22 protein-coding genes are annotated in these 23402 nt (G+C 56.0%); 11 read left to right on the forward strand and 11 right to left on the reverse strand.

What is annotated here, in order from left to right; all coding sequences use genetic code 11:
• Positions 1-300: 300 nt before the first annotated feature.
• The 5 genes from GXX95_02305 (at position 301) to GXX95_02325 (ending at position 6138) form a co-directional block, all read left to right on the forward strand.
• Positions 301-774, forward strand: coding sequence for a DUF835 domain-containing protein (locus GXX95_02305; GenBank protein NLT36975.1), 474 nt, complete (start codon positions 301-303; stop codon positions 772-774).
• 297 nt (positions 775-1071) lie between these two features.
• The gene (locus GXX95_02310; GenBank protein ID NLT36976.1) at positions 1072-1893 is read left to right on the forward strand and encodes a hypothetical protein; all 822 of its coding nucleotides are present in this window, start codon (positions 1072-1074) and stop codon (positions 1891-1893) included.
• Between the two features lie 105 nt (positions 1894-1998).
• Positions 1999-3765: an adenosylcobalamin-dependent ribonucleoside-diphosphate reductase gene (locus tag GXX95_02315; GenBank protein ID NLT36977.1), complete on the forward strand. Its 1767-nt coding sequence runs from the start codon at positions 1999-2001 to the stop codon at positions 3763-3765.
• 62 nt (positions 3766-3827) lie between these two features.
• Entirely contained in the window at positions 3828-5150 is a 1323-nt protein-coding gene (locus GXX95_02320) for a TrpB-like pyridoxal phosphate-dependent enzyme (GenBank protein NLT36978.1), read from the forward strand.
• A gap of 580 nt (positions 5151-5730) precedes the next feature.
• Entirely contained in the window at positions 5731-6138 is a 408-nt protein-coding gene (locus GXX95_02325; GenBank protein NLT36979.1) for a DUF835 domain-containing protein, read from the forward strand.
• Positions 6139-6490: 352 nt separating this feature from the next.
• Here the strand turns inward: GXX95_02325 and GXX95_02330 are convergent, their stop codons facing one another.
• On the reverse strand, positions 6491-7042 hold the full coding sequence (locus GXX95_02330) for a DUF835 domain-containing protein (protein ID NLT36980.1): 552 nt from the start codon (positions 7040-7042) through the stop codon (positions 6491-6493).
• A 116-nt stretch (positions 7043-7158) separates the two neighbouring features.
• On the opposite strand from GXX95_02330, the gene GXX95_02335 reads away from it, so the two are divergent.
• Complete coding sequence (locus tag GXX95_02335; GenBank protein ID NLT36981.1) at positions 7159-9849, forward strand: tetratricopeptide repeat protein; 2691 nt, start codon at positions 7159-7161, stop codon at positions 9847-9849.
• Between the two features lie 54 nt (positions 9850-9903).
• Here the strand turns inward: GXX95_02335 and GXX95_02340 are convergent, their stop codons facing one another.
• The gene (locus GXX95_02340) at positions 9904-10125 is read right to left on the reverse strand and encodes a hypothetical protein (protein ID NLT36982.1); all 222 of its coding nucleotides are present in this window, start codon (positions 10123-10125) and stop codon (positions 9904-9906) included.
• 214 nt (positions 10126-10339) lie between these two features.
• Between GXX95_02340 and GXX95_02345 the strand changes: the two genes are divergently transcribed.
• Both GXX95_02345 and GXX95_02350 read left to right on the forward strand, forming a co-directional pair.
• Positions 10340-11038 carry an HAD family hydrolase gene (locus GXX95_02345; protein NLT36983.1) on the forward strand — a complete coding sequence of 233 codons (699 nt, stop codon included), beginning with the start codon at positions 10340-10342 and terminating at the stop codon, positions 11036-11038.
• A 6-nt stretch (positions 11039-11044) separates the two neighbouring features.
• On the forward strand, positions 11045-11425 hold the full coding sequence (locus tag GXX95_02350) for a RidA family protein (GenBank protein ID NLT36984.1): 381 nt from the start codon (positions 11045-11047) through the stop codon (positions 11423-11425).
• On the opposite strand, the gene GXX95_02355 is transcribed toward GXX95_02350, so the two are convergent.
• Positions 11426-12013: a winged helix-turn-helix transcriptional regulator gene (locus GXX95_02355; protein ID NLT36985.1), complete on the reverse strand. Its 588-nt coding sequence runs from the start codon at positions 12011-12013 to the stop codon at positions 11426-11428.
• A 164-nt stretch (positions 12014-12177) separates the two neighbouring features.
• On the opposite strand from GXX95_02355, the gene GXX95_02360 reads away from it, so the two are divergent.
• Together GXX95_02360 and GXX95_02365 are read left to right on the forward strand one after the other, a co-directional pair.
• Positions 12178-14688: a copper-translocating P-type ATPase gene (locus GXX95_02360; protein ID NLT36986.1), complete on the forward strand. Its 2511-nt coding sequence runs from the start codon at positions 12178-12180 to the stop codon at positions 14686-14688.
• Positions 14688-14834 (forward strand): YHS domain-containing protein, encoded by a 147-nt coding sequence (locus GXX95_02365; GenBank protein NLT36987.1) that lies wholly within the window; start codon positions 14688-14690, stop codon positions 14832-14834. Before GXX95_02360 ends, GXX95_02365 begins: the two co-directional genes overlap by 1 nt.
• A gap of 119 nt (positions 14835-14953) precedes the next feature.
• Here the strand turns inward: GXX95_02365 and GXX95_02370 are convergent, their stop codons facing one another.
• The 8 genes from GXX95_02370 to GXX95_02405 all read right to left on the reverse strand — a co-directional run bounded on the left by GXX95_02370 (position 14954) and on the right by GXX95_02405 (position 22666).
• Positions 14954-16549: an FAD-binding oxidoreductase gene (locus GXX95_02370; GenBank protein ID NLT36988.1), complete on the reverse strand. Its 1596-nt coding sequence runs from the start codon at positions 16547-16549 to the stop codon at positions 14954-14956.
• Between the two features lie 316 nt (positions 16550-16865).
• Positions 16866-17345, reverse strand: a complete 480-nt coding sequence (locus tag GXX95_02375; protein NLT36989.1) for a GIY-YIG nuclease family protein — start codon at positions 17343-17345, stop codon at positions 16866-16868.
• A gap of 13 nt (positions 17346-17358) precedes the next feature.
• Entirely contained in the window at positions 17359-18297 is a 939-nt protein-coding gene (locus GXX95_02380) for a methanogenesis marker 7 protein (protein ID NLT36990.1), read from the reverse strand.
• On the reverse strand, positions 18297-18854 hold the full coding sequence (locus tag GXX95_02385) for a methanogenesis marker 17 protein (GenBank protein ID NLT36991.1): 558 nt from the start codon (positions 18852-18854) through the stop codon (positions 18297-18299). The genes GXX95_02380 and GXX95_02385 overlap by 1 nt, the downstream gene beginning before the upstream one ends.
• Complete coding sequence (locus GXX95_02390; GenBank protein ID NLT36992.1) at positions 18854-20086, reverse strand: methanogenesis marker 15 protein; 1233 nt, start codon at positions 20084-20086, stop codon at positions 18854-18856. Before GXX95_02390 ends, GXX95_02385 begins: the two co-directional genes overlap by 1 nt.
• Positions 20083-20517, reverse strand: a complete 435-nt coding sequence (locus GXX95_02395) for a methanogenesis marker 5 protein (protein NLT36993.1) — start codon at positions 20515-20517, stop codon at positions 20083-20085. Before GXX95_02395 ends, GXX95_02390 begins: the two co-directional genes overlap by 4 nt.
• A complete protein-coding gene (locus GXX95_02400) occupies positions 20514-20915 on the reverse strand; it encodes a methanogenesis marker 6 protein (protein ID NLT36994.1) in 402 nt (133 codons plus the stop codon). Before GXX95_02400 ends, GXX95_02395 begins: the two co-directional genes overlap by 4 nt.
• Positions 20912-22666, reverse strand: coding sequence for a methanogenesis marker 3 protein (locus GXX95_02405; GenBank protein ID NLT36995.1), 1755 nt, complete (start codon positions 22664-22666; stop codon positions 20912-20914). The genes GXX95_02400 and GXX95_02405 overlap by 4 nt, the downstream gene beginning before the upstream one ends.
• A gap of 168 nt (positions 22667-22834) precedes the next feature.
• On the opposite strand from GXX95_02405, the gene GXX95_02410 reads away from it, so the two are divergent.
• On the forward strand, positions 22835-23401 hold the full coding sequence (locus GXX95_02410; GenBank protein ID NLT36996.1) for a hypothetical protein: 567 nt from the start codon (positions 22835-22837) through the stop codon (positions 23399-23401).
• Position 23402 lies beyond the last annotated feature (1 nt).

Here is a 23402-nt window from a genome sequence, read left to right on the forward strand (position 1 = left end):
ATTACTTCAGGTCCTTACTGCCATCCATACAGAAAAAAGTACGTCATATTTTTGATATTTTCATTAATGAATATATTCCAGCATACTGTATGAGGTCATTAGATTATCAGTATCAAGACCACGAAGTAAGACTAATGGCGTTCAAATATTTACTAATGCCAGTAAATATCAAAATCAATATAACTTTGAAATAATCCGCAATTGTAGCGGCATTATTATCAGTTTTTGATTATTCCGATTGGACAAACCCCTAATACCTACAAACCTACTTTAGTTGGACAAGGAACAGGAGAGAGTCCGATGAAACTGTCCAAGGGTAAGTTCTATCTGTTCGAGGAGAGGGTCCCGCTCAGAACGCATCAGGTATTGAGAAAAGAAATGGATAATGGAAGAAAGACACTATATATCTCGAAGAACCCACCCCGGCTTCTCAGGAGCCAATTGGACTTTGACGAGCACATGTTAGAGACCATGTGGTTGAGCACCCGCCCCAACGACGAGTGCATCCCGCCCATGAACCTTGAGGTGTTTGAGAAGTACATCAACCAATTCCTAGCCGAGAACAAGGACGGCATAATCGTTCTCAACGGCCTGGACGTCCTGGAGATGTGGAACGGGTTCCGCCCTGTCCTTGATGTGCTGGCTAGAGCCTCTGACAAGGTGAATGAGGACGGCAGCAACTTGATCATCAGCTTAGACCCACGCAATCACTTCCCCCAGAAGCTCACAATGCTGGAGCATATATCCGACGAAGTGGTCTCGAGCTACGCCTGAACTCTAAAACCCTCTCCCAGTGAAAAATATTCCAATCAAACGATGAACACGAAAATCTCTTCCTCATTGAGGACCTCCAAAACCCTTTCCCTCTAAACCCTTTAACAACTCCATCCAAACGAGCACATCCTAAGATCACGATTCAGAGACCTCCAAAACCCTTTCCACCAAATCCTTTCATCATCAGTTCTACGGTAAATAGTCATATATTCATTTCCGATTCTAATCTACATGGACCACCGTCTCAGAGATATTGCGGAATCATTGGCCAGGGATGGCAATTCAGGCGCTTCGGAGATGATGGCCTCGACCCTCAACGACCTGCTGGCCATCCCAGAGGACACCATCGTGTCCATCCCTCCCTCGGATTGGGAGGATTTTGCCATAGCCCTTCATCGTGCCAAACCGAGCGTCGCCCCCCTCTTCAACATCGCCAACACCATACTTCTACTGTCAGAGAAGGGGAAGGATGGCATCGACCTCCTTTATGGGGCGATCATGGACCTCAGGGAGAAGGAGAGGAAGAGCGGGCTGCGCATAACCGATCTATCGGTCGAGACAATAAAGGGGGAGCATCTGATGACCACTTCTTATTCCTCCACCGTCGCCCAGGTGCTAAAGGCATTGGCCAAGGACCGCCTTTTTAAGGTCACGGTTGCTGAAGCCCTTCCCGGCGGGGAGGGGCGGCAGTTCGCCAAGATCCTTTCAGAGCATGGATTGCACGTGGAGATAATACACGACTCTACCGTCTTCTCGCGAATGGCAGGGATGGATACAGTGCTCGTGGGAGCGGATTCGGTGACCCAGTCGGGGCTGGTGAACAAGATTGGTACCAGGGCCATCGCTGAGGCCGCCAATGTGTTCGATGTCGACGCCTATGCGGTCTGTGGATGGAGCAAGATCAGTCCGGTGACGCTTTCAGACCTCATCACTTATGAGAACGAGGTCGAGGCGAACCTCACGGAGTTCGTTCAGGTCTTCGAGAGCACCCCCTTGGAGCTCTTCAAATATCTCATCACAGACCAGAAACTCCTAGCCCCTGCCGATCTTAAACAGGAGCTGCAGGGGAGCAGGATCGCTAAGGCATGGCACACCCGGAACGTTTTTTCTGACCCATAGGGCTTCGAAAGAACAGTGGTGTTATCTCCACGGTCCTGGCACGAACATTAACGCCCGTTTCATGCCGAGATAGTAATTAAGTCCATCCAGACAATCTATCCCACTATGACGGTGTCGGCTCTCCTGTCCGCCAATGCCCTTCAGGTCCTCGAAAGACGGTATCTCCTCAGGGATAGGATGGGGAGGACCTGCGAGACCCCAGAACAGATGTTCCGGAGGGTCGCCAGAAATATTGCGGCCGTGAACGAGACCTATGGTGATCGCCAAGGGGAGGAAGAGGAGTTCTTTCGGGCCATGAGCGCCCTGGAGTTCCTGCCCAACTCCCCCACGCTTATGAACGCAGGGACCGAGATACAGCAGCTTTCCGCTTGTTTCGTCATTCCCGTCAACGATTCGATCGAGGGCATTTATGATGCTGTAAAGTACGGGGCTGTCGTCCAGCAGACCGGGGGTGGTACCGGTTACTCCTTCTCCCTCCTCCGTCCGGAGGGCGACACAGTGCGCTCCACAGGTGGTATCGCTTCAGGTCCTGTCTCCTTCATGCGGGTGTTCGATGCCGCCACCGAGGCCATCAAGCAGGGCGGTAGGCGAAGGGGTGCCAACATGGGCGTTCTGAGGGTCGATCATCCTGACATCGAGGCCTTCGTGAACGCCAAAGACGATCTCATCTCCTTCTCCAACTTCAACCTCTCGGTGGCGGTCACCGACGATTTCATGCGCAGAGTGTACCTCGATGAGAAGATGGCCCTCATAAATCCTAGGAGGGGGGAAGAGGTCCGTAGGTTATCTGCCCGTAACCTCCTGGAAAGGATGGCCAGGGCGGCATGGAGGAGCGGGGACCCTGGCATCCTGTTCATAGATACAGTGAATAGAGACAATCCCACTCCCGCCCTAGGTAAAATTGAGGCCACCAACCCTTGCGGTGAGGTACCTCTCCTCCCCTTCGAGGCATGCAACCTAGGGTCGATCAATCTTAATCTCATGGTGGACGAGGATGGGGTGAACTGGAATAAGCTCGCCAGGACCGTGGACATGGGCGTGAGGTTCCTGGACAATGTAGTCGATGCCAGCCGCTATCCCCTGGAGCAGACGACCAGGATCGTGAAGGGCAACCGGAAGATCGGGCTGGGAGTGATGGGGTTCGCTGACCTTCTTGTGCGCCTGAAGATGAGGTACGGAAGCCTCTCATCAATAGAGATGGCAGAGAGGATCATCTGTTTTATTAAGGAGAAAGCGGAACGAACCTCACGCGATATCGCCGAGTCCCGGGGTAGCTTTCCCAACATCGATGCATCCACAGTTACCTCCCCCCGTCGTAATGCTACCCTACTGTCCATAGCGCCTACGGGTACCATCAGCTTGATCGCTGGTTGCTCCTCAGGCATTGAGCCCTACTATGCCATATCCTACTCAAGAACTGTGCTCGAAGGTCAACACCTTAACGAGACCCTCCCCACTTTCTTGGAGGTTGCCAGGAAGGACGGTTTCCTAGATGACGACCTACTGATGGAACTGTCAACAGTACGGTCCATACAATATCTTACCAAGGTGCCCCCAGATGTTCGTAACATTTTCGTGATCGCTCATGACGTCCCCGTTGATGAGCAGATCGATATGCAGGCCGCTTTCCAACGACATGTTGATAACGCAGTGTCAAAAACTATCAACCTTCCGGCATCTGCGACCTGGCAGGATATTCTTCATGCCTTCACCTATGCTCATTCCCGCCGATGCAAGGGCGTGACAGTCTATCGTGAGGGCTCCAAGCCCGGCCAGGTCCTGACCACCATCAGAGATAGCAGGCACTGTCCAGAATGCGGGAGACTGATGAGAGGCGAGGAGGGGGCGATGCAGTGTGATAGCTGTGGATAATGGACATAAACATACATTATTACACAATAGTGTTAAATATTCCATAGAGATTCTGGGTCTTCATGTCCATACGCCCCGACGACCGGGTCAGCTTAACCAGCGAAGAAATACCCAAGAACTGGTACAATATTTCGGCCGATCTGCCCGAGCCCATACCTCCTCACCTTCACCCGGGCACCAAGGAGCCCGTTACGTTAGATGATTGGAAGGGGATATTCTCCAAGGCCTCCTGGTATCAGGAAACGACCAATGACCGTTGCATCCCCATTCCTGAGGAGGTGCGCGATGCATACATGATGCTCGGACGGCCCTCGCCCTTGCAGAGGGCAAAGAGGCTGGAGGCCTTTCTGAAGACCCCGGCCAAGATATACTTCAAGCGCGAGGACCTCTCGCCTGCAGGCTCCCATAAGCCCAACTCCGCCATCCCTCAAGCCTACTATAACATGAAGGAAGGGGTGGAAAACCTGACAACGGAGACAGGTGCCGGACAGTGGGGTTCCGCCCTTGCACTTGCCTGTGCCCATTTCGACATGAACTGCACCGTCTTCATGGTGCGGGTCTCCTTCGACCAGAAGCCCTTCCGCCGCCTCATCATGGAGACATATGGCTCCAAGGTGTACGCCTCTCCGAGCAAGGAGACGGAGTACGGACGCTCGGTCCTCCAGAAGAACCCTGAACACCCGGGCACCCTGGGCATAGCAATATCCGAGGCCATCGAGACGTGCGTGCACCAGCCTAATACCAAGTACTCCCTCGGAAGCGTTCTGAATCACGTCATGCTGCACCAGACGGTGGTAGGCCAGGAAGTCATGCAGCAGATGAAGAAGATAGATATTACCCCTGACTACATGATCGGTTGCGTCGGTGGCGGCAGCAACTTCGCTGGCTTCTCCTTCCCCATGATCGGTGAGAAGATAAAGGGGAAGAACGAGACCGAGTTCATCGCCGTGGAGCCAACGTCGGTGCCTTCCCTCACCAAGGGGGAGAACCGCTATGACTTCGGGGACACTGCAGGTATGACCCCACTGGTGAAGATGTACACCTTGGGCTGTGATTTCGTTCCATCGCCGATCCATGCAGGAGGACTTCGTTACCATGGCATGGCCCCGGCCGTGTCTCAGGTGACAAAGCTGGGCCTGGTTACCCCTGTTTCCTACGAGCAGAACCAGACCTTCGAGGCCGCTATAACCTTCGCCAAGACGGAGGGTATCATCCCTGCACCCGAGTCCTCCCATGCCATCAAGGCAGCCATTGACAAGGCCCTGGAGGCGAAGAGGAACAACGAGGAGAAGGTCATCGTGTTCAACCTCTCTGGCCATGGGTTGTTGGATATGGTGGGGTATGGCAGGTACCTCCATGGGGATCTGAAGAACTCCTCCTCATAAACCATTTTCAGATCTCTTTTTTTCCCTACCATCCTCATTTTCATACTCCAATCTTTTACTACCTAAGCGAAGTCCTTCTTTCATCGCAAGCGCGAGCATTTAGCTCTCCGAAGACCTTTGAAACGTTGGACAGGTCCTATGAGGTCGGCCTCTTCCAAGGACGAAAATGATCTGATTGATGCCTGGAATGACCCATACCGGTGATCGAGGTTAGATATTATTTCGATACACAATGTGATAATTTTACGTTCTCAAAAATGAACATAGTGTGATTATTATCACTTCTAGAATAAATCGAAATGTTGTATTCAGGAAACTTGCTACAATCATTTATTTTCATTCCTTAATACGGGAATGACTGATTGATATTTTTCGATAATATCCTAGATGGGTTTTTTATATTGATAAAACGATGATGAAGACGCTCCAGTATCTGCAATGAGCTGAAAGGGGTTGACCACTCAACTTGTCTGGCTTGACTAAGATCGAAACAAGGAACGAGGTTTCTCTCGGGATTGGCATTGAGAACGGGATTCCCCTCATCGACCGTGGTCGAGTATATCTGGTTCGTGAAAAAAGGATGGAGAAGACCATTCGATTGCTCCAAGATTTCGACTACTCCGGAGCAGCTACTTTGTGCGTGAGCAGGACCCATCCCGATCTACTAAGGGAAAGGCTCCCGGGAAGCAAGATCGAAGCTTTTTGGTTGAGCGAGCGCAGCGGAGACAACAATATTTCGCCGGATCAGCTACACAAGATACTGCACAGAATAAATCATTTCCTTATGGACACCGAGAATGCGGTGATCATGTTCGACGGCATAGAGTATCTCACCTTGTTCAACGATTTCCAAAAGGTGCAGATGTTCGTGGAGGAGGTCAATGATATGATCATGACCTCCGAGTCCATCTTGCTTATGCCTGTTGACCCAGAGGCCCTTGACGGCCGCTCGATCGCACGTATAAGCCGATACACGGAGATCATATAACCTCTACATCGGGGACCCTTACATTCCAAGGATCGTTTTTCGATCATTTTGGTGAAGGTAATTATTGCATTCCCTTTAGTAACACTTTCAACTTCTGTAGTGGAAAGCTGGGGGATGAAATGCGAGAGAGGCTAATCATTGAGATCTGATGGTCCTTAAACGATGACCGCCCTTGGAAAACCGCTGTAAACAACTGGGTCCCGATGCCTGAGCATCACAATAATTCGGAAAAAAATAGTTTTGGGCGACCACGCATTGGCGGACACATGGTCGCCCGGCCCGTCCAACGGACCCTCCGCCGGCGGACCTAACAGCTCGGATGCCAGGGTTTGTGCCCCTCTCACTTCCTTTCCTATATCTTCAGACCAGAGGACTCTTGTCCGACCGCCATGGGCGCAACGGTCGGAATGTGCTGTGCGTTGGATACGAAATGCTTACAGAGCAATTCTTCGCCCGTATAGCGTGGGAAGGAGGTCCACAGCTTCTCTAGGTCCTTCTGCTCGAAGGTGAGGGGATCGACCGAAATTATCAGTTCCACATTGGAGGCCTTCAAGAGGTCATCGATCTCTTCAAGCGCCGACATCACCTTGCTCAGATCATTGAATATCAATAGGTACTCCAGCCCATCCATGAAGATCGTTCCACCGGACCTGTCCCTGAGCTCGATGCGCAGGGTCTTGACCAGCTGATGCAGGGACTTGGGCGTTATGGAATCGTCCCCCCTCTGGTTGCTTAGCCAGTACCTCTTCGCTTCATCTAGGCTGTACTTGTGAGCGACATATCCAGGATGGAGCCGGGATATGCACAGGCCCCTTTTGGACCCTCTGACGATCCTTGAGTACGTCTGGTAACCATTACGAGGGTAGCCTTCAATGAGCATGGATATCTTTGAATCGATTTTCATCGGCTTTCACCTTATATTAACATGCCCTTTTCGGTTTGCGCGATATAAATAATCGATTTGAGCATGCTCATTTTTTCCTCGAAAAATATTTTGTCTTATACTCTTATGTTCTCCCGGTGAACCGGTCATCTAAGAAGACTCTGCTTACTGTCAGGGAGAGAGTCATCCTTCACCTCCTCAGCTATCAGAGATACCAGCAGGACTCTGATGCTCCTGCGATGATCACACAGGAAGGCATAGCTGATGCCATAGATATCGGCCGAAACAATGTTTCCAAGGTCGTCAACTCTTTGGCCGAGGAGTCGGTGATAGAGGTTCACACCAAACATGTAAAGGGCTACGCCAGCGTCAAGAAGGTCTATTTTTTAACACCTGGTGGTTATCAGAAAGCACTGGAACTGAAGGCGGAGATCGAGCGGACGCCTATCACCATCATTGACTTCGATGGGATGGTGCACGAGGACAACATGGGTAAGCTTTCCCTGTACCTCCCTAAACGGTACGCGTTCTTGGACCTTGCACTAGGTGTATCCAGAGGACGCTTCGACTGTTCAGCCTTCCACGAAGGGAAGGTGAAAGCGGACCGCCGGTTCGTGGACTACACCGACCGAAAGCCTACTGTAAGGGTTTTTTTCGGCAGACAAAAAGAGCTCCAGAGCTTGGCAGAGCTCCTGGATTCCCCCAACGCGCGTCTGATGGCAGTGTGCGGTATCCCCGGAATAGGAAAGACCACCCTTCTAGCTAAGTTCGTGCAGGATATCCGCGACCAGAGGAACGTGTTCTGGTACCGGGTCCACGAATGGGTGAACCTCAGGATCCTACTGACCCCTATCGCCGAGTTCCTCTCTCAGCTTGGCAAGAAGGGATTGGAACGTTACCTGTCGCGTACCGAGAATCCCGCAATCGGCGAGGTCTCGACCATCCTGGACATGGAGCTGCGGGACGTGCCCACGGTGTTCATTATCGATGATGTTCACAAGGCAGACCGGTCGGTACAGGATTTCCTTACAGCTATGACCGGAGTGCTGGAGAGCCTGGAGCATGTTTCACTGATATGTACGTCCCGGGAGATCCCCTCCTTCTATTCCCGGAGCCTGGTCTTCAAAGGCCTAGTGGTGGAGATGATGATGGAGGGGCTCGACATGGACAGCTCCCTCCGCCTCATGCGCAATCGCGAGCTTCCCGAGGCCGACCTCCTTGATATATATCGGGCAACGCGGGGACATCCTCTGTTCCTGGAGCTCGTGGACAGTCCCAAGAGCGCGTTGGGCAAGAACGTACGCATGTTCATCGAACAGGAGGTCTACTCCAAGCTGGACATAACTGAGAGGAGGATCCTGGACATCGCCTCAGTGTTCCGATATCCGGTCCTGGTGGACGCCTTCTACACCATGGAGGAGGAGATCGCCAAGGACCTTGGTGTGGTCCAGAAGGAGATGGAGTACAAAGATTACCTCGTCGACTATGACACCATAGATGTCCTGCTGTCAAAATCTCTATTGCACGAATCGGTAGGCCGCATGATAGGCATGCACGACCTGCTGCGTGAGTTCTTCTACTCACGTCTGTCCCCCCGGCAAAGGATAACCTACCACAAGGCCGCTTCCCGTTATTATCTGCAGGACACCTCGGCCCCGGCCCACGTGGAAGCGCTGTACCACTGCCTCATGGCCAAGGAGTACAGCACGGCCATACGCATAGCCGCCGGAAACGGGCGGGACATAATCTCCAAGGGATACGGCCTGCCGTTCGCCCCCTTGCTGACCTCCCTGCAATCGCAATGCGACAACATAGATCGCAGCGAGAAGATGGAGCTTCTTCTCCTGGAAGGGGACATCCTGGAGGTCAGAGGGGAGTGGGATAGGGCAATAAATAGGTTCGAGGAGATCGTTAGGCTGTGCGAGCCGGACCAAGACCGCCGTCTGCTGGCCGAGGTCAATCGTCGGATAGGGGTCATACATCTGCGGCGTTCGGAGTTCGAGAAGGCCGAGGATTATCTCGTGAGGAGCCTGGGGCTCGCGGAAGAGGTCAAGGACCCCCATACGCTGGTAGAAACGTACTATGATCTGGGCGGGGTGCTTCAGAGCCGCGGCCGACACCAGGATGCCATGGCTGCGTTCAAGAGGTCCATGGAGCTGGCCCAGAGGAGCCTTGATGACATCGGGCTGGGCATGGCGTTGTATGGGATAGGGAGGGTGCTCTCCACGACCCTGGACCACCACCAGGCGATCAAGTACAAGAAGGAGGCGCTGGAGGTCCTGGAGCGCACAGGCGATGTGGATAACATCGCCAGGATCTGTATAGGTGTGGGGACAAGCCTGGCCGAGGTGTTCAACTTCTCGGAGGCGGCCAAGTATCATGAGAGGGCAGTGGAGATGGGGCGGACCTCCGGCAACCTGGAGCTGCAGGGCTATGCCCTACGAAACGCCGTCGTCGTCTACGTGGAGATGGACGAGCTGGAGAAGGCAAAAGAATACATAAGCCAGGCAACCAAGATCTTTGAGAAGCTGGACAACCCCATCCTGATCGCCGATATGCACTTGATGCAGGGCTACATCTACAACAAGAAGATGGAGTGGGAATGGGCGAAGGAGGAGTTCGCCGATGCTCTTGGTACCATAAGACGCATGGATGCGCCGCTCCTACTTGGCAGGTGGCTGTATGAGATCGCACAGCAGTTCATAAAGAGCGGGGACAAGAACGGTGCTAAGGGTCTGCTGCAGGAGGCTCTGGAGATCTCCACGACAGGGGCAGCGGAGAACCTTAAAAAAGAGGTCGAGCTTGCCCTTGCTAACATCACCGTTTGACCATCAAGTTAGGGAAAAGGGATGGCCGGGCTCAGAAAGCCAGGCTAACGGTTCTTAATGCGGGTCGATACCAGGTATGATGTGGGGATCGATACCGGGGATGATGTGCGGGTCGATACCAGGTATGATGTGGGGATCGATACCGGGGATGATGTGCGGGTCGATACCAGGTATGATGAAAGGTCCCACCGCCAGATTGGTCACGATCACGGTCACTCCGAACGCCGCAATTAAAAGGGCGGCCAAGCCGAACATGATTAATGTCTTCGTTTTCATTTCTTCACCTAATCCGAGTGTACATCCCTTTGGCCCAGTAAATATAAAAAAAGTAGTTGAGCATGCTACCAATAGTTTTAAATTTCCGATTTTTAATGATAAATAATAATATTGTGCCATCCTGTAGAAAGTATTGATTTTGATAATATTAGATTCCTACGGTCTAAATAGAAGGAAGTATTTCGCGCTGAGAGACGGTAAAAACATGGGGAAAGTGGCCATTAGAGGGGCAATCTTCGATCTCGATGGAACCCTTGTCCATACTACGGTCGACTTCCGACTCATGAAAAGGAAGCTCTTCGATGTGCTTGTCGAGGAGGGGGTACCTTCATACCTACTCGACGAGGCGTCGACCATGTCCAGCAGCCTCGCTCTGGTACGTCATTATATTATTAGGAACGGTACCACCGAGGATATGGAGCGCATAAGTGGGGCGGTCACACGGTCCATGAACATGACGGAGTTGGAGGGAGTGGCCAGAACGACCGCCGTAGAAGGTGCTGTAAGGTGCCTGCGGTCACTGCAGGACGATGGCATCAGTATAGGTCTCCTCACCCGCGGTTCCCGCGCTTATACAGAGGCGGCATTGCATCATGCGGGGATCACCGTCCCCTTCCAGGCCATGGTGTGCCGCGACGATCATCCCGAGGAAGAGGCCAAGCCCAACGGGAAGGCATTGAAGCGCATCATGGCCCTGATGGAGGTTCAGCCCCAGGATTGCATTCTGGTAGGGGATCATGCCATGGACATGGAGTGCGCGGCCTCGGCCTCGGTCCGCTTCCTGGGGGTCCTCACCGGCAGCTTTACGAGGGCGGATTGGGAAAGGTGTAGGTGCAGAGCAATGATCGACAGTGTGGGAGAGCTTCTCAGATACCTTGACGAAGAAAACCTCTATTTGCCGGGGAGGGATTGAGTGAGCATGAAAAAGGTCGTCCGTTCCGATGGGGCACCGGCAGCTATTGGTCCATACTCGCAGGCGATCTCCTGCGGGAACATGGTGTTCTGCTCTGGTCAATTAGGTTTGGACCCCGCCACCGGGTTACTGGCGGGAGGGAGCGCCAGCGAGCAGGTGAAGAGATGCCTACTGAACCTGGAGGCCGTTCTCTCCGTTGCCGGGCTCTCCATGTCCGATGTGGTCAAGACCACGCTATACCTGGTGGACATGGGGGAGTTCAAGGAAGTTAACGAGAGCTATGCTGCGTTCTTCGAGGAAAGCCCGCCTGCCCGCAGCACCGTTGGCGTTTCCGCTCTTCCGCTGGGGGCCAAAGTCGAGGTGGAGGCGATCGCGTCCCGCCGATGATCACTTTGCATTGTCTCCGTTGATCGAACGGAACGTGGAAAGGCATTGAGGGCAGCAGAGGTAGGCCGTTATTCCGTTGACCTTCACTCGCAGCGGGTCGCTCCTGATCTCCTTGCCGCACTGGGAGCATGATACGATTATACTGAGGCCAGGGGCGACCACAGCACGGTCGAGCTCCTTGCTCACACTGATCACGTTGGCGATATCGTACTCCTGGATCTCAGGCACGGATGCCAAGCGCATAACGAAATCGTTGATGAGGTGTGAGCCCATAAAAGTGCAGACCAGGATAAGTTTCCCGCTGCTCATGTGGTACAGCTGACGCACCTGATCGTCGGACTTGAATCGTTCGGCGATCAATGACAGGTCGGCCGGCTTGGCCTTGATAGTTACGAGGGCGCTTGTCTGACCCATTCTTTCTGGATCCAGCTCGGCATGATACCCTCTTATGACACCGAGCCTCTCCAGGTTACCTACCTTGTTGCTCACCGTAGGTACTGAGACCTTCACCTTTTCTGAGACCTGGCGAAACGATAATCGGCCGTTCCATTGGAGGACCTTGAGGATGTTCACATCATTATCGTCCAAGCTCACATATTCAATCTTGGAACAGCACCTAATAAAAGGTTTCCATTGAGAAAAAAATAGGGACATTTTCTGACATATGACCAATAACTCGGCACTTTACTTATCATGATGTCTGGTCCCTCAGGGCAAAACTACTAGAACGAATTATGATAATAGCAAGCTCAATGAGCGAGCAGTGCCCTGACGACACATGCCCCAAGGATGAAACTGGTACCTCCAAGAGAACTGCGTCCTTTGGGGTTTCCGGGATGACCTGCGCCTCTTGCGCGGGGACCGTCGAGGGTGCTATCGGAGAGCTTCCAGGAGTAGAAAAGGCCTCGGTGAACCTGGTTACGGAGAAGGCGCGGGTGGTCTACGATCCCTTCAAGGTCACCCCTGAAGATATCCGGAAGGCTGTTAGAGAGGCAGGCTACGACGTGGTCGTGGAGCAGGCCACCATAGGGATCAAGGGCATGACCTGCGCTTCCTGTGCCGGGATCATCGAAGATGCCCTGAGGGATGTGCAAGGCGTTTTAACCGCCAGCGTTAACCTGGCCACCGAGAAGGCCTTCGTTACGTTCGATCCCAGCGTGGCAACGCTCGCTGCCTTGAAGGCGGCCATATTGGACGCAGGCTACGAGGTCATCGAGGGGGAGGAGACGGAGAGCGCCGAGCGGGAGGTGGCGCACCGCAAGCAGCTGTATCTACTGGTGTTCTCCCTTTCCCTCAGCATACCCATCATGCTGCTGATGATAGGCTTCGATTTCTTCGGGCTCGCCGGCACCCTGGGCATCGAAGGCTGGGAGGGCTATTTGCTGTTCGTGCTGGCCACTCCGGTGCAGTTCATCGCCGGTTACCAGTTCTACGTGGGAACGTACTACGCCCTGCGCAACCGCCGGGCCAATATGGACACCCTCATCGCCCTGGGCTCCTCAGCCGCGTACTTCTACTCTGTGGTAGTGGTGTTCCTCCCGCAGCTCATCCCCTTCCACCACCATACTTACTTCGACACCTCGGCCATGATCATTTCGCTGATCCTCTTCGGCAAGTATCTGGAGGCTAAGGCGAAGGGCAGAACGTCACAGGCCATACGCGCCCTCATCGGGCTACAGGCGAGGACCGCCAGAGTGCTCCGGGATGGGGAGGAGGTGGAGGTCCCGGTGGAACTGATCAAGGTCGATGACCTGTTCCTGGTGCGGCCGGGTGAGAAGATCGCCACCGACGGTGAGGTGACGGATGGTGGCTCCGCCGTGGATGAGAGCATGATAACCGGGGAATCGATACCGGTGGAGAAAAGCATAGGGTCTACGGTCATCGGCGGGTCCATAAACAAGAACGGCGTCCTCACGGTCAAGGCCACAAGGATAGGCAAGGATACCGCGCTCGCCCAGATCATTAAACTAGTGGAGGATGCACAGGCATCCAAGGCGCCGATCCAGCGCTATGCGGACAATGTCTCGGCGTGGTTCGTTCCAGTCGTCATCGCCATCGCTCTGGTCAGCTTCCTGGTGTGGTACCTTGTCGCTTACGACACGTTCGTAGGCGGAGAGGAAGGGTTCGTGTTCTCCCTCATCATATTCATCTCTGTCCTGGTCATCTCCTGCCCCTGCGCCCTGGGACTGGCCACACCAACGGCGATAATGGTGGGCTCGGGCAAGGGGGCGGAGAACGGGATACTCATAAAAAGCGCGGAGGCCTTGGAGACCGCGGGCAAGGTGCAGACCGTGGTGCTGGATAAGACCGGGACCATCACCAAGGGGGAGCCGGAGGTGACCGCTGTGGTCGAGGCCGGCCGGCCTGCTTCAGAGGTTCTGCGGTTCGCGGCGTCGGCCGAGAGGGGGTCCGAACATCCCCTGGCTGAGGCCATAGTCCGGAAGGCTCAGGGCGATGGTGTCCCCATCCCCGATGCCGAGAACTTTGAGGCCATCCCCGGGAAGGGGGTCAGGGCTACCGTGGAGGGGCATGATGTGCTTATCGGCAACCGCCAGCTCCTCATCGGGAACGGCATACTCATCGATGCTGCGGAGGACGACCTCAAGAGGATGGAAGAGGAGGGACGCACCGCCATGCTGATCTCGGTGGACGGCCGCATGGCAGGTCTGATCGGCGTGGCCGATGTGGTCAAGGAGACATCGAAGGAGGCCATAGCCGAGCTGAAGAGGATGGGGATCGAGGTCATCATGCTCACCGGGGACAACCCCCGTACCGCCAAGGTGATCGCCTCCCAGGTGGGCATCGATAACTACATCGCCGAGGTCCTGCCGGAGAACAAGGCCAAGGAGGTAGCTAGGATCCAGGGCCTGGGGCGCAAAGTGGCCATGGTGGGTGACGGCGTCAACGACGCACCCGCTCTGGCCCAGGCCGATGTGGGAATCGCCATCGGAAGCGGCACCGACGTGGCCATGGAGACCGGGGACATCGTCCTCATCCGCAGCGATCTGACCGATGTGGTGGCCGCCATTCAGCTGTCGAAGAGGACCATGACCAAGATCAGGCAGAACCTCTTTTGGGCTTTAGGTTATAACTCGGCCGGCATCCCCATCGCCGCCGGGGTCCTGTACCCGTTCTTCGGGATCCTGCTGAACCCCATAGTGGCCGCGGCGGCCATGGCCCTGAGCTCCGTGTCCGTGGTCTCCAACGCCGCGCTGCTGAGAAGATATACTCCAGAGATCAAGAGGAAGGAGGTGAAGAAATAATGGCCATAGATCCAGTATGCAAGATGACCGTGGACGAGAAGTCTGCGAAGTGGAAGTCCGAGCACAAGGGCACCACCTACTACTTCTGCGCCCCCGGCTGCAAGAAAGTGTTCGACAAGGACCCGGAAAAGTACCTCAAGAAGTAGGCCCCTGCTCGCCTGATATGCTCGAAGATGATCGGAGAGGCGGTATGCTGAACGAACCACTGCTCATGCGATGATGATTACGGAAAGAATGATAGAAAGGAAGAGGGTTGGGAAGGAACTCACTTCTTCAGTGGGTCATTCTTGTGCTGCTCGAACCTCTCGTTCTCCAGCTCCTCTCGGGCCAGCTCCTCGGCCTTCGCATCGATCATCTTGTCCGCGGGAAGGACCTTCTTGGCGACCGACATTGCGGTCATCCCCACGCCGAACAGGCCTGCCCCCACCGGGAGCTTGAAGCGGGTCTTCATCCCCAGGAGCTTTCCGGGGTTCATTATCTCCTTCGGATCGATGGCGTTCTTGATGGCCACCTGGATATCATAGCCCTCACCGCGCAGGGGCTTCAGCTGAGAGCTCATGAACAGCCCGAAGCCGCCCATAAGCCTTCCACCGAGCTTCTTGGCCACATCCCCGGCCTTGAAGGCGAAGGATAGGGAGGTCATCGACTTGGACATGGACTCCTTATCGAAGAGATAGTAGGGCATCAGCATGGTGGAGTTACGGTCTACCCCGACCCCGATGATCGCCCCCTCCATCTTCATGCTGTCCATGAGCTCGTAGAGGCCCTTAACCGCTTCCGCGTAAGCGCTTACGGGCACCAGTATCTCCGAGGCGGAGGTCCCTAGCCCCAGCATCGAGGTGCGGTACTCGTAGGAGCGCTCGTCCCACTCGTGCTGGGCTAGCTCGTAGCTCTCCTTCTTCCCGCCGTGCTTGGCCACGATCTCATCCACGATCTTCTCTTCGTACTCGACCATGGCCTTGTCCCCCTCCAGGGTGACGAGCCAGAGGCAACCTACCTCGGGAGCGTGATGCCCGATCTTGCGCAGGTACTTGAAGTGGTTCCCGTCGGACCAGGCGACGTGCAGAGGAGTTACCTTGGTGCGGGTAAGGTCCTTCATGGGGGCGCCTACTTTGTCCAGGCTCTCGAAGGAGTAGGCAAGGGGCCTAAGAACCTCCGGCCTGGGGAACAGCTTCAGGGTCACCTCGCATATGATGCCTAGGGTCCCTTCGGTGCCCACGAACAACCGGTTTAGGTTGTATCCGGCCATGTTGTCGGCCAAGGTCTCGAAGCCGGTGTTGATGGCCGCTCCACTGGGAACGACTACCACCATGTTGCGTATGTTGTCCCCGGCCGAGCCGTACTTGTAGTTGCCCATGCCCACGCCGCTCATGGCGATCCACCCTGCCACCGAGGCGTTGGGGAAACTGCTGGGGTAGGACCCGAGGAGGAAACCCTTCTCCCACGCCGCATCATACACGGCCTTCCAAGAAGCGCCGGCCTGACAGGTGATGGTCATGTTATCCTCGTCGATCTTGAGGACCTTGCTCATTCGACCGACCATATCGATGGATATCCCTCCAGCTGCAGGGACACCCGCGGCGACGTAACCGGTGGCCGCTCCCCTGGGGGTTATCGGCATGCCTGCCTCGGCTGCGATCTTTACTATCTCCTGGACCTCCTTAACGGAGGAAGGACGCACCACGATGTCAGGGACGACCTTGAAGCCAAGGTCCACTTCCTTCGGCAGGCCGGTTGAGTCATGGCTGTATAGCAGCCTCTCCATCTTGCTGGTCTTTACGTTCTCCGCTCCGATGGCGGCTTCAAGCTTTTTTACTATCGGATCTTGAAATTTCTCAGAAGTGTCGGCTGTCGCTTCCATATAAAGGCTCCTGGATTGTATAGGGATTCTGACCTGATAGTCGCATTGGTGTATAAGAACCCTACTCCCGATGGGGGCTCTCCATCGGCACATCCGCAACGTGTGCCAGTAGTATAAAATTTACCTTGAGCTGTTAGCGCGTCACTATCGCCCTGGTTCCGCCTATCTGAGGTCCCGGATTTCCCTGATAAGCGCTTTTTCTCACCGCTCTTTTGTACCTTGATCTATTGGGTGGTTAGGGGATGAGTGGGGAGATCAAGTCGTATGAAGATCACGTTCAAGGAGCGGCTTGGTAGGGACCATGACATCGAGCGCATTAGCTGTGAGGAAGGGGGCAGATCTCATGCTCGAGAGGACCAACGATGAGGACCTCCTTCTCTCCCAGGCAAGACGAGAGCCGGTGGGCAAGATGCTGCGTCCCGTCCTCGCTCAGGCAGAAGAGGTGGGAGAGGCAGTGGCAGTCAGAGCTCCCGAAGCCTTTGATGGGCATGCTCGTTCCCTCCCAACCCTGAACGACCTCAGCGACCCTGCACTCGATGTCCTCCTTAGAGGGGACCAGGAGGGCCGTCCGCTCCGAGGACAAAGGCAGGAGGTGATCAATGTGCCAGTGTTTCCTCTCTCCTCCGCGGAGATGACGGTCGGTCCTCGCTCCCAGGCCGTTCATGGCCGAACCGACATAGGCATACAGACCGGCCTCCAGAACGAAAGAGCCCAGTCGTCCCACGGTGACCTGGGTGCGGTCGCCCAGCCTGAACAGGATGACATAGGCTCCGGTATCAGTGTGCCCGTTGTCCATTCCCCTCGGGCGCTCACCTCTTCCCTTTTTCCCTCTGGGCATCGTGATAATCGACCTCGGCGCGGGTCATGATCTTTATCAGGGTGCTTCCTCCCAAACGGGAGTCGGAAAGCGTGGCGATGTCCCCCAGCCTGCGGCCGTACACATCCACGGCACTTAGCTGTTCCTTCCACTCCCTGTAGGGTATCTTGACCCTGAGGCCGTCGAGGTGCAGGACCACCGGCGCGGGCCGGAGGCTCCTCTGCACTACCTCCAGCTCGCTTATTCTCTCCTTGACCTCGGCCGGATGGACGAAGAGGGGGTCCTCCTCCAGCTCCCTCCTCTTGACCTGTATGACCTTCTCCATGGCCTCGGAGATCATATCCAGCTGCCTGATCTCCTCCTCGCGCCGCATCCTCTCCACCTTGCGGCCGATCCCGCAGACCACCGCCTCGCAGTTGGGGAGGGAGTCCAGCTGGGGGCCGATGGCGGCGACCACTGGTATCTGGATGTCCTCGAACAGGTGGACCTTGTGCTCCAGGATGCAGTCCTTGAAGTTGCCCAGCACGAACACCGCGGCATCGTACTCCTCGATTATGGCCTTCTCATCGGCATTGATCTGGGAGGTCCTGCGCCCCTTGCCCCGGGCCAGCCCCATGACCACGGTGATGGCTCCCAACCGCCGCAGCTGCTCTGCTATGTCACAGGTGGGGTGCGGCATGTGATGTCGTCCCAGCGTAGGGGCCACCACGGCGATCTCCGTGCCCGCCAGAGGAACGTGCACTATCTTCCCTCCCAGCTCCCGGGTCTTGGCCTCGATCACGGGGCGCTCCTCCTCGGGGATGGCCATGGTTACGGTGATCTGCACCTGTATCTGCGTCTTTTGAAGAACGAAGCCCCCGACATCCTCGACCAGCTCGTAGAGCTCGTTGACCTTGTACACGCCCCCGTCGTACATCAGGACCTCGTACATCACGCGCCCCCTTTTCCTCTGACGTCCTCATGTACCATCTTGGCGACCTTGATCCATTCGGGCTTCAGGTCGTGCTCGGTGCCGATGATGGTCATGGCCTTGTCGTCGACGATGTCGTAGCGCACGGTGAAGCCTTCCGGGAACATCCGCCAGACGGCGTCCAATAGCTTGGTCTTAAGCTCCTCTCCGGGGTCCAGCTCCATCGACTCCAGCTCCTCGATGGTGGCGCCGTGGATAAGTATCTCGAACCGGGTCAGCTGCTCCACTCGGTCCCGTCCGTAGCGCTGCCACAGCTTGCTCAGGAGCGCCGGCGCCCAGCTCTCATCGGTGATGGTCAGGGCCGTTCCGCCGGTATGGACGTTGAGCTGCGACATGTCCGTGACCTTCACCGCGGACCGCGCCCGACCGAACTTCAGGGATATTAGGAAGTAGGGGGCCCCGGGATTGGCGATGATTCGGTAACTTTCCACGCTCCTGTTGACCCCCAGGTCCTGGAGTATCTGCTTGAATATGGTCTCGAAGTTCTGGTATGCGAAGGACTCGTCCGTCAACGTCATCAAATGCCCTCGAGGAAGCCCGAGGCCAGCAGTGCAGCGCCAGCCGAGCCTATGTACTGTGAATGATTGGGTATGATGGGCTTGGAGCCGACCATGTCGCCCACCGCCTTGACCAGCCCGCTGATGAGGGAGGTCCCTCCCACCTGGATGACCGGCTGGCGCACATCGATCTCCTGCAGCTGCTGCATGTACACCTGCTCCGCCACGGAATGGCAGGCGGCCGCGGCCACGTCCTCGATGGTGTTACCGGCGGCGAGGGAGGTGACGAGGTCCTGTATGCCGAACACCGAGCAATAGGAGTTCATGTTCACCTTCTTCCAGTCGCCCTTATCGGCGAGCGCGCCCAGCTCCTCTATGGGTACCCTCAGGCGCTTGGTGACCATCTCCAGGAACCTTCCGGATGCCCCGGCGCAGATCCCCCCCATGGTGAAGTTATCCGGTATTCCGTCCCTGACGGTGATGGCCTTGTTGTCCATCCCGCCAATGTCGATTATGGTGGCCTCCCCCTTCTGCCTATCGGCGAGCCATACCGCACCCTTGCTGTTAACGGTCAGCTCCTCCTGAACGAGCTTCGCCCCCAACTTCTTACCGATCAGGAAGCGACCATAACCGGTCACTCCGATCCCGTCCAGCTCGCTCTGCTTGACCCCGGCCTCGGCCAGAGCCTTTTCCAGAACCTCGAGACCGGTCTCCAGGACCGGACCGGTGGGCGTCCAGTATTTGCCGATGATCTCGTTGTCCTTGAGGATCATGGCCTTGGTGGTCGATGAGCCGGAGTCGATCCCGGCGGTGAGGCCCACCTGCCTCTCCCTGGCCAACAGTTCTTTCTTTTCCACGATGGTGACCAGTGCCTCCATCCTCGTCAGAAGCTGCGCGGCCTTCAACCGCTCGGTGAAGGAGTAAGTGACCACCGGGAGCTTGGTGTGCTCCTGGATGTACCTCCGGACCTCGTTCCTTACCAGCGCCCCTTCGGCACAGCGGAAGCACGTGGCTATGAACACTGCATCGGCATCGTAATGGCCATCGGCCAGAGACTTGGCGCGTGCGATCATCAACTGCAGCTGGGGCGATGCGGGATCGAAACCGAACTCGTCCACCGAGCGCCTTATATCGTCGAAGGCCACGTCGGGATACACCATCTTACCCCCTACGGTATCAGCGGCATGATCGATCTCCGACTGGATTCCTGAGTATTCCGTCCCGCAGGACAGTTGTGCGATCTTTATGGTCATTTCAACCCCTCCAGGAACGCCTTGATCTTGGTGACCATTACCTTGGCCTCCTCATCGGTCTTAGGATAATGGACCTCCAGGATCGGTATCTTCTTCCGTCGGACCATGTAGGTTAGCATGAGGTTGGTACGGTGGCAGCCCACGCATCCAAAGGTGTAGGGCATGTCATGCATGATGATCGCCGCTTCCGCCTCATCCACCATAGGCCCCCATATCCCCAGGCGGCCCCGGACCCCGGAAGGGACCTCGATGCCAGCATATTTCAGACCGTTCATGATATCTTCCTGGGACAGGTTTAGCGGTGGTGACTCTATCTCCGGCTTCACCACGTGCTCGCGGAGCTCTCCCATGAGGGACAGGGGCTGGTGGCCGAAACGCTCGACCAGATCGTACAGGATAAGGCTGTTGGGGGGGATCATGAAGATCTTCATTTCGTCACCTCGTCTACTATCTCTCGAAGCCTCTTCACCGGAAGCTTCTCGGGCGGGGGAGGCAGCTCGCATATCTCGCCTCGGTCAGCGGCGCACAGGCCCACATCGATCATGGAGAGGTCCTTCCACTCCTTCTCCACCTGGTTGAAACCAGGTCGGGAGCCGTGATGTGCGCGGCACCTCCTCTCGTCCCCGATGGGGTACGCCCGGATCTTAGAGAATATGCGATTGGGATCGAGCTTTCTGACCTCGGCAAGGGCCTTCCGCACCTGGTCCTTGGGCCCCTCGATATTGGCCCCGTAGCACGTCTCCTTGATATTGATATCCAATCCCAGTGAATGTATGAACCTGGCCACCTGGTCCGGCGTGAGGTCGGAGCTGGGCGCGATCACGATCATTCTGGTTTCGGTCTCTTCGCTCGTGGTCTTCCCCCCTTCTTCGCTGTCTCCTTCTTAGCTGTTCCCTTCTCCGCGCCGGTCTTCTTCCGCGAGCTCTCCGCTGACCCACCCTGGAACGGTCCCGGTGGGGGAGCATGCTGGGCGAACTCCGCCTGTCGCGCGATCTCTGCGATCTCGTCAAGGTCGAACGCAGGCTTGGGAGCGGGGGCGGCGGCTGTCTTGATCTCCTCCCCCTCCTTTCTCTCCCTGAGGTAGATGATGTCCCCGTCATGCACGTCCTTGAGCATATGGCTCAGGTCAGATAGGATATTGCCGAAGACGTTGGAGCCGTATCTCTCCTCCCCCGTGGGGCCGAACTCCGCGCTGCGCTCCAGCCTGATGCCTATAGTGCCCCGGTTGGGCCTGGACATGTTGGTCACTGCCACCTGCCCGCGAGGGGACTCCTCGCCGAAGGGGTTCTCCGGCATGAGAACCGATGCTTCCTTAACGTTGCCGAAGAAGGTTATCATGGGCATCTCCGGGTGGGCGAAGAACACCTTCATGGTCCCCACGGGCTTGTGGTCCAGACCCGTCATCTTCCTCACATAGTGGGCCGTGCGGGGCGCGTTGACGTCGTCCAGCTCCCAGACCGAGATCTTGTCTGCTCGTACCCCGAAGGTTTCCACCTCATCCCCCGGCCTGATCTCCATGGTGAGCTCCGGCTCCTGCTCGGCCACCACATCGTCATCGCCGGTGAGGCCCGTACGCTTTTGCCTCAGGCCCCGGGACTCGAGAAATTTGCCTGCCTCGCCCTGGGTCATCCCCACGGACATTATCCTGGAGGGAGTGGTGAGGATGGTGACGAAAGTGCCCTGGGGTGCCAACCGCAGAAGTTCCAGCCCCAGTGTCACCTTGCCCGTATGATTATGGAACGGGGACAGCTGCCGCCGGCGGCGATAGAAATATACCCGGCCCGTGAAAGAGCCCTCGGAACGGACGGTGACATCGCCCTCTTCCCTTACAGCCACGTGCTCGTGTACTAGGGAGACGTCCATGCGCTTGGAGTTGGCGGAATAAGTAGAGGTGCGGTCGGTGATGTCCAGCCTCTGCTCCCCAGATATCACCAGAAGCTGCTCGCAGCTTACTGGGGAGAGGGGGTCCAGGTCAACATGGACGTAGGTGTCCACCGCCATCCCCTCCTCCAGCTTGAGGTCCAGGTCGGTGGTGGCGATGGCGTCCTTCTCCGATAGCTCCAACACCACAGGGCGGATGTCCTTGATGACCTCGCCCTCATCAATCTCCTTGATCAGATGACGGCCTCTGGTCACCCGTCCGAAGCGGCCGTCCTTCGTTCCGTAGCTCCCCTCATGATCGATCTTGGATATCATCACATAGGTGGTGCGGTTGTCGAAGCCACCCAATGAGAAATAGCAATCGTGCTTGGAGTAGCGGTATCTCTCCCGGTCAACCTCCAGGTCGGTGGGGAACGATCCCATGGCCATGACCTTGGTGCTTTGCCACCGAACGCTGCTTCCCACGATCTGGCCTATGTTCTGTCGCCATACCTCGGCGAACCTCGAGTCGTTCAGCCGGATGACGAAGGAACCCTTGGAAAGTACCACCTCGAACTCGCTGGTCTCCTTCTGGATGGAGCTGGTCGACCTTGTGACCGCGATCACTGCTCCTGGCGTGTACGGCTCACCGGCTATGGCCTCAGATAAGCGGGCCTCCTCTCCTACCTGCTTATCCTTTCCATTTACTTTCAACAACATCTGGTCTTGTCGTAGAATACGCTAGGGGTTATTATCGTTTCTCCCGCTGAGACCTTTACATCCCTGGGTAATGGCTGTATCGTCCAGCAAGATCCCCGACCGGACGTATTGTTCTTGTGCGGAAATATTAATGAAGGGTGTCCATAATCATGTTTGGTGAGAGAAGTCATGGACCGAGATCAAGTGCTGTCGAACGTGGAATCGAAGATCAAGGCCATTCCCGGGGTCTTGGACATGAGATTTCTGGACGCGGAGCTGAAGAAGCAAGTGGTGGAGTCGGAGCAGCAGGCGGAGAAGAACGGGGCCTGCGGGGGGCTGATGCCTTTCATCAACAAAGGTGTGTGGGCGGCCCTTGACCGGGAGGTCAGTTTGGTCCTGGTGGGCAGTGTGGACCTCCTCGTGGACGACAGGGGCCTGCTATACATGATGGACCAGAAAGGGCAGGTGCTGGGCGAGTACGTTACACCCACGCAGCGAGAGAAGCTGCTAAAGGAGAAGCCTGAGACCAGGTTCCTGTCCGAGGACTTCATTCTTCACGGGGACATCGACATCGCGGGGGAGCCGTACTTCCTGATCAACGAGACCCATTTCGAGCACCTTAAGGATGTGGAAGGCATCGAGAGGGTCACTTCAGGCAGCCTGTCCACTTTGACGGATGACCTGGTCAGAGAGATCATGGGTTTCACCGGACCTAAGATGTGGACGCACCTCGTGGGCTTCGACCTCATAAAGTGAC

The organism is Methanomassiliicoccus sp., assembly GCA_012719175.1.
Classification (GTDB): Archaea; Thermoplasmatota; Thermoplasmata; order Methanomassiliicoccales; family Methanomassiliicoccaceae; genus UBA6.

Coding starts and splice junctions, on each gene's coding strand:
- GXX95_02330 (NLT36980.1), bottom strand. CDS start 7,042: ATGAAAATCGATTCAAAGATATCCATGCTCATTGAAGGCTACCCTCGT.
- GXX95_02305 (NLT36975.1), top strand. CDS start 301: ATGAAACTGTCCAAGGGTAAGTTCTATCTGTTCGAGGAGAGGGTCCCG.
- GXX95_02385 (NLT36991.1), bottom strand. CDS start 18,854: ATGACGTTGACGGACGAGTCCTTCGCATACCAGAACTTCGAGACCATA.
- GXX95_02380 (NLT36990.1), bottom strand. CDS start 18,297: ATGTACGAGGTCCTGATGTACGACGGGGGCGTGTACAAGGTCAACGAG.
- GXX95_02350 (NLT36984.1), top strand. CDS start 11,045: ATGAAAAAGGTCGTCCGTTCCGATGGGGCACCGGCAGCTATTGGTCCA.
- GXX95_02405 (NLT36995.1), bottom strand. CDS start 22,666: ATGTTGTTGAAAGTAAATGGAAAGGATAAGCAGGTAGGAGAGGAGGCC.
- GXX95_02400 (NLT36994.1), bottom strand. CDS start 20,915: ATGATCGTGATCGCGCCCAGCTCCGACCTCACGCCGGACCAGGTGGCC.
- GXX95_02360 (NLT36986.1), top strand. CDS start 12,178: ATGAGCGAGCAGTGCCCTGACGACACATGCCCCAAGGATGAAACTGGT.
- GXX95_02390 (NLT36992.1), bottom strand. CDS start 20,086: ATGACCATAAAGATCGCACAACTGTCCTGCGGGACGGAATACTCAGGA.
- GXX95_02365 (NLT36987.1), top strand. CDS start 14,688: ATGGCCATAGATCCAGTATGCAAGATGACCGTGGACGAGAAGTCTGCG.
- GXX95_02310 (NLT36976.1), top strand. CDS start 1,072: ATGATGGCCTCGACCCTCAACGACCTGCTGGCCATCCCAGAGGACACC.
- GXX95_02370 (NLT36988.1), bottom strand. CDS start 16,549: ATGGAAGCGACAGCCGACACTTCTGAGAAATTTCAAGATCCGATAGTA.
- GXX95_02325 (NLT36979.1), top strand. CDS start 5,731: ATGGAGAAGACCATTCGATTGCTCCAAGATTTCGACTACTCCGGAGCA.
- GXX95_02340 (NLT36982.1), bottom strand. CDS start 10,125: ATGAAAACGAAGACATTAATCATGTTCGGCTTGGCCGCCCTTTTAATT.
- GXX95_02395 (NLT36993.1), bottom strand. CDS start 20,517: ATGAAGATCTTCATGATCCCCCCCAACAGCCTTATCCTGTACGATCTG.
- GXX95_02315 (NLT36977.1), top strand. CDS start 1,999: ATGACGGTGTCGGCTCTCCTGTCCGCCAATGCCCTTCAGGTCCTCGAA.
- GXX95_02320 (NLT36978.1), top strand. CDS start 3,828: ATGTCCATACGCCCCGACGACCGGGTCAGCTTAACCAGCGAAGAAATA.
- GXX95_02375 (NLT36989.1), bottom strand. CDS start 17,345: ATGGACAACGGGCACACTGATACCGGAGCCTATGTCATCCTGTTCAGG.
- GXX95_02410 (NLT36996.1), top strand. CDS start 22,835: ATGGACCGAGATCAAGTGCTGTCGAACGTGGAATCGAAGATCAAGGCC.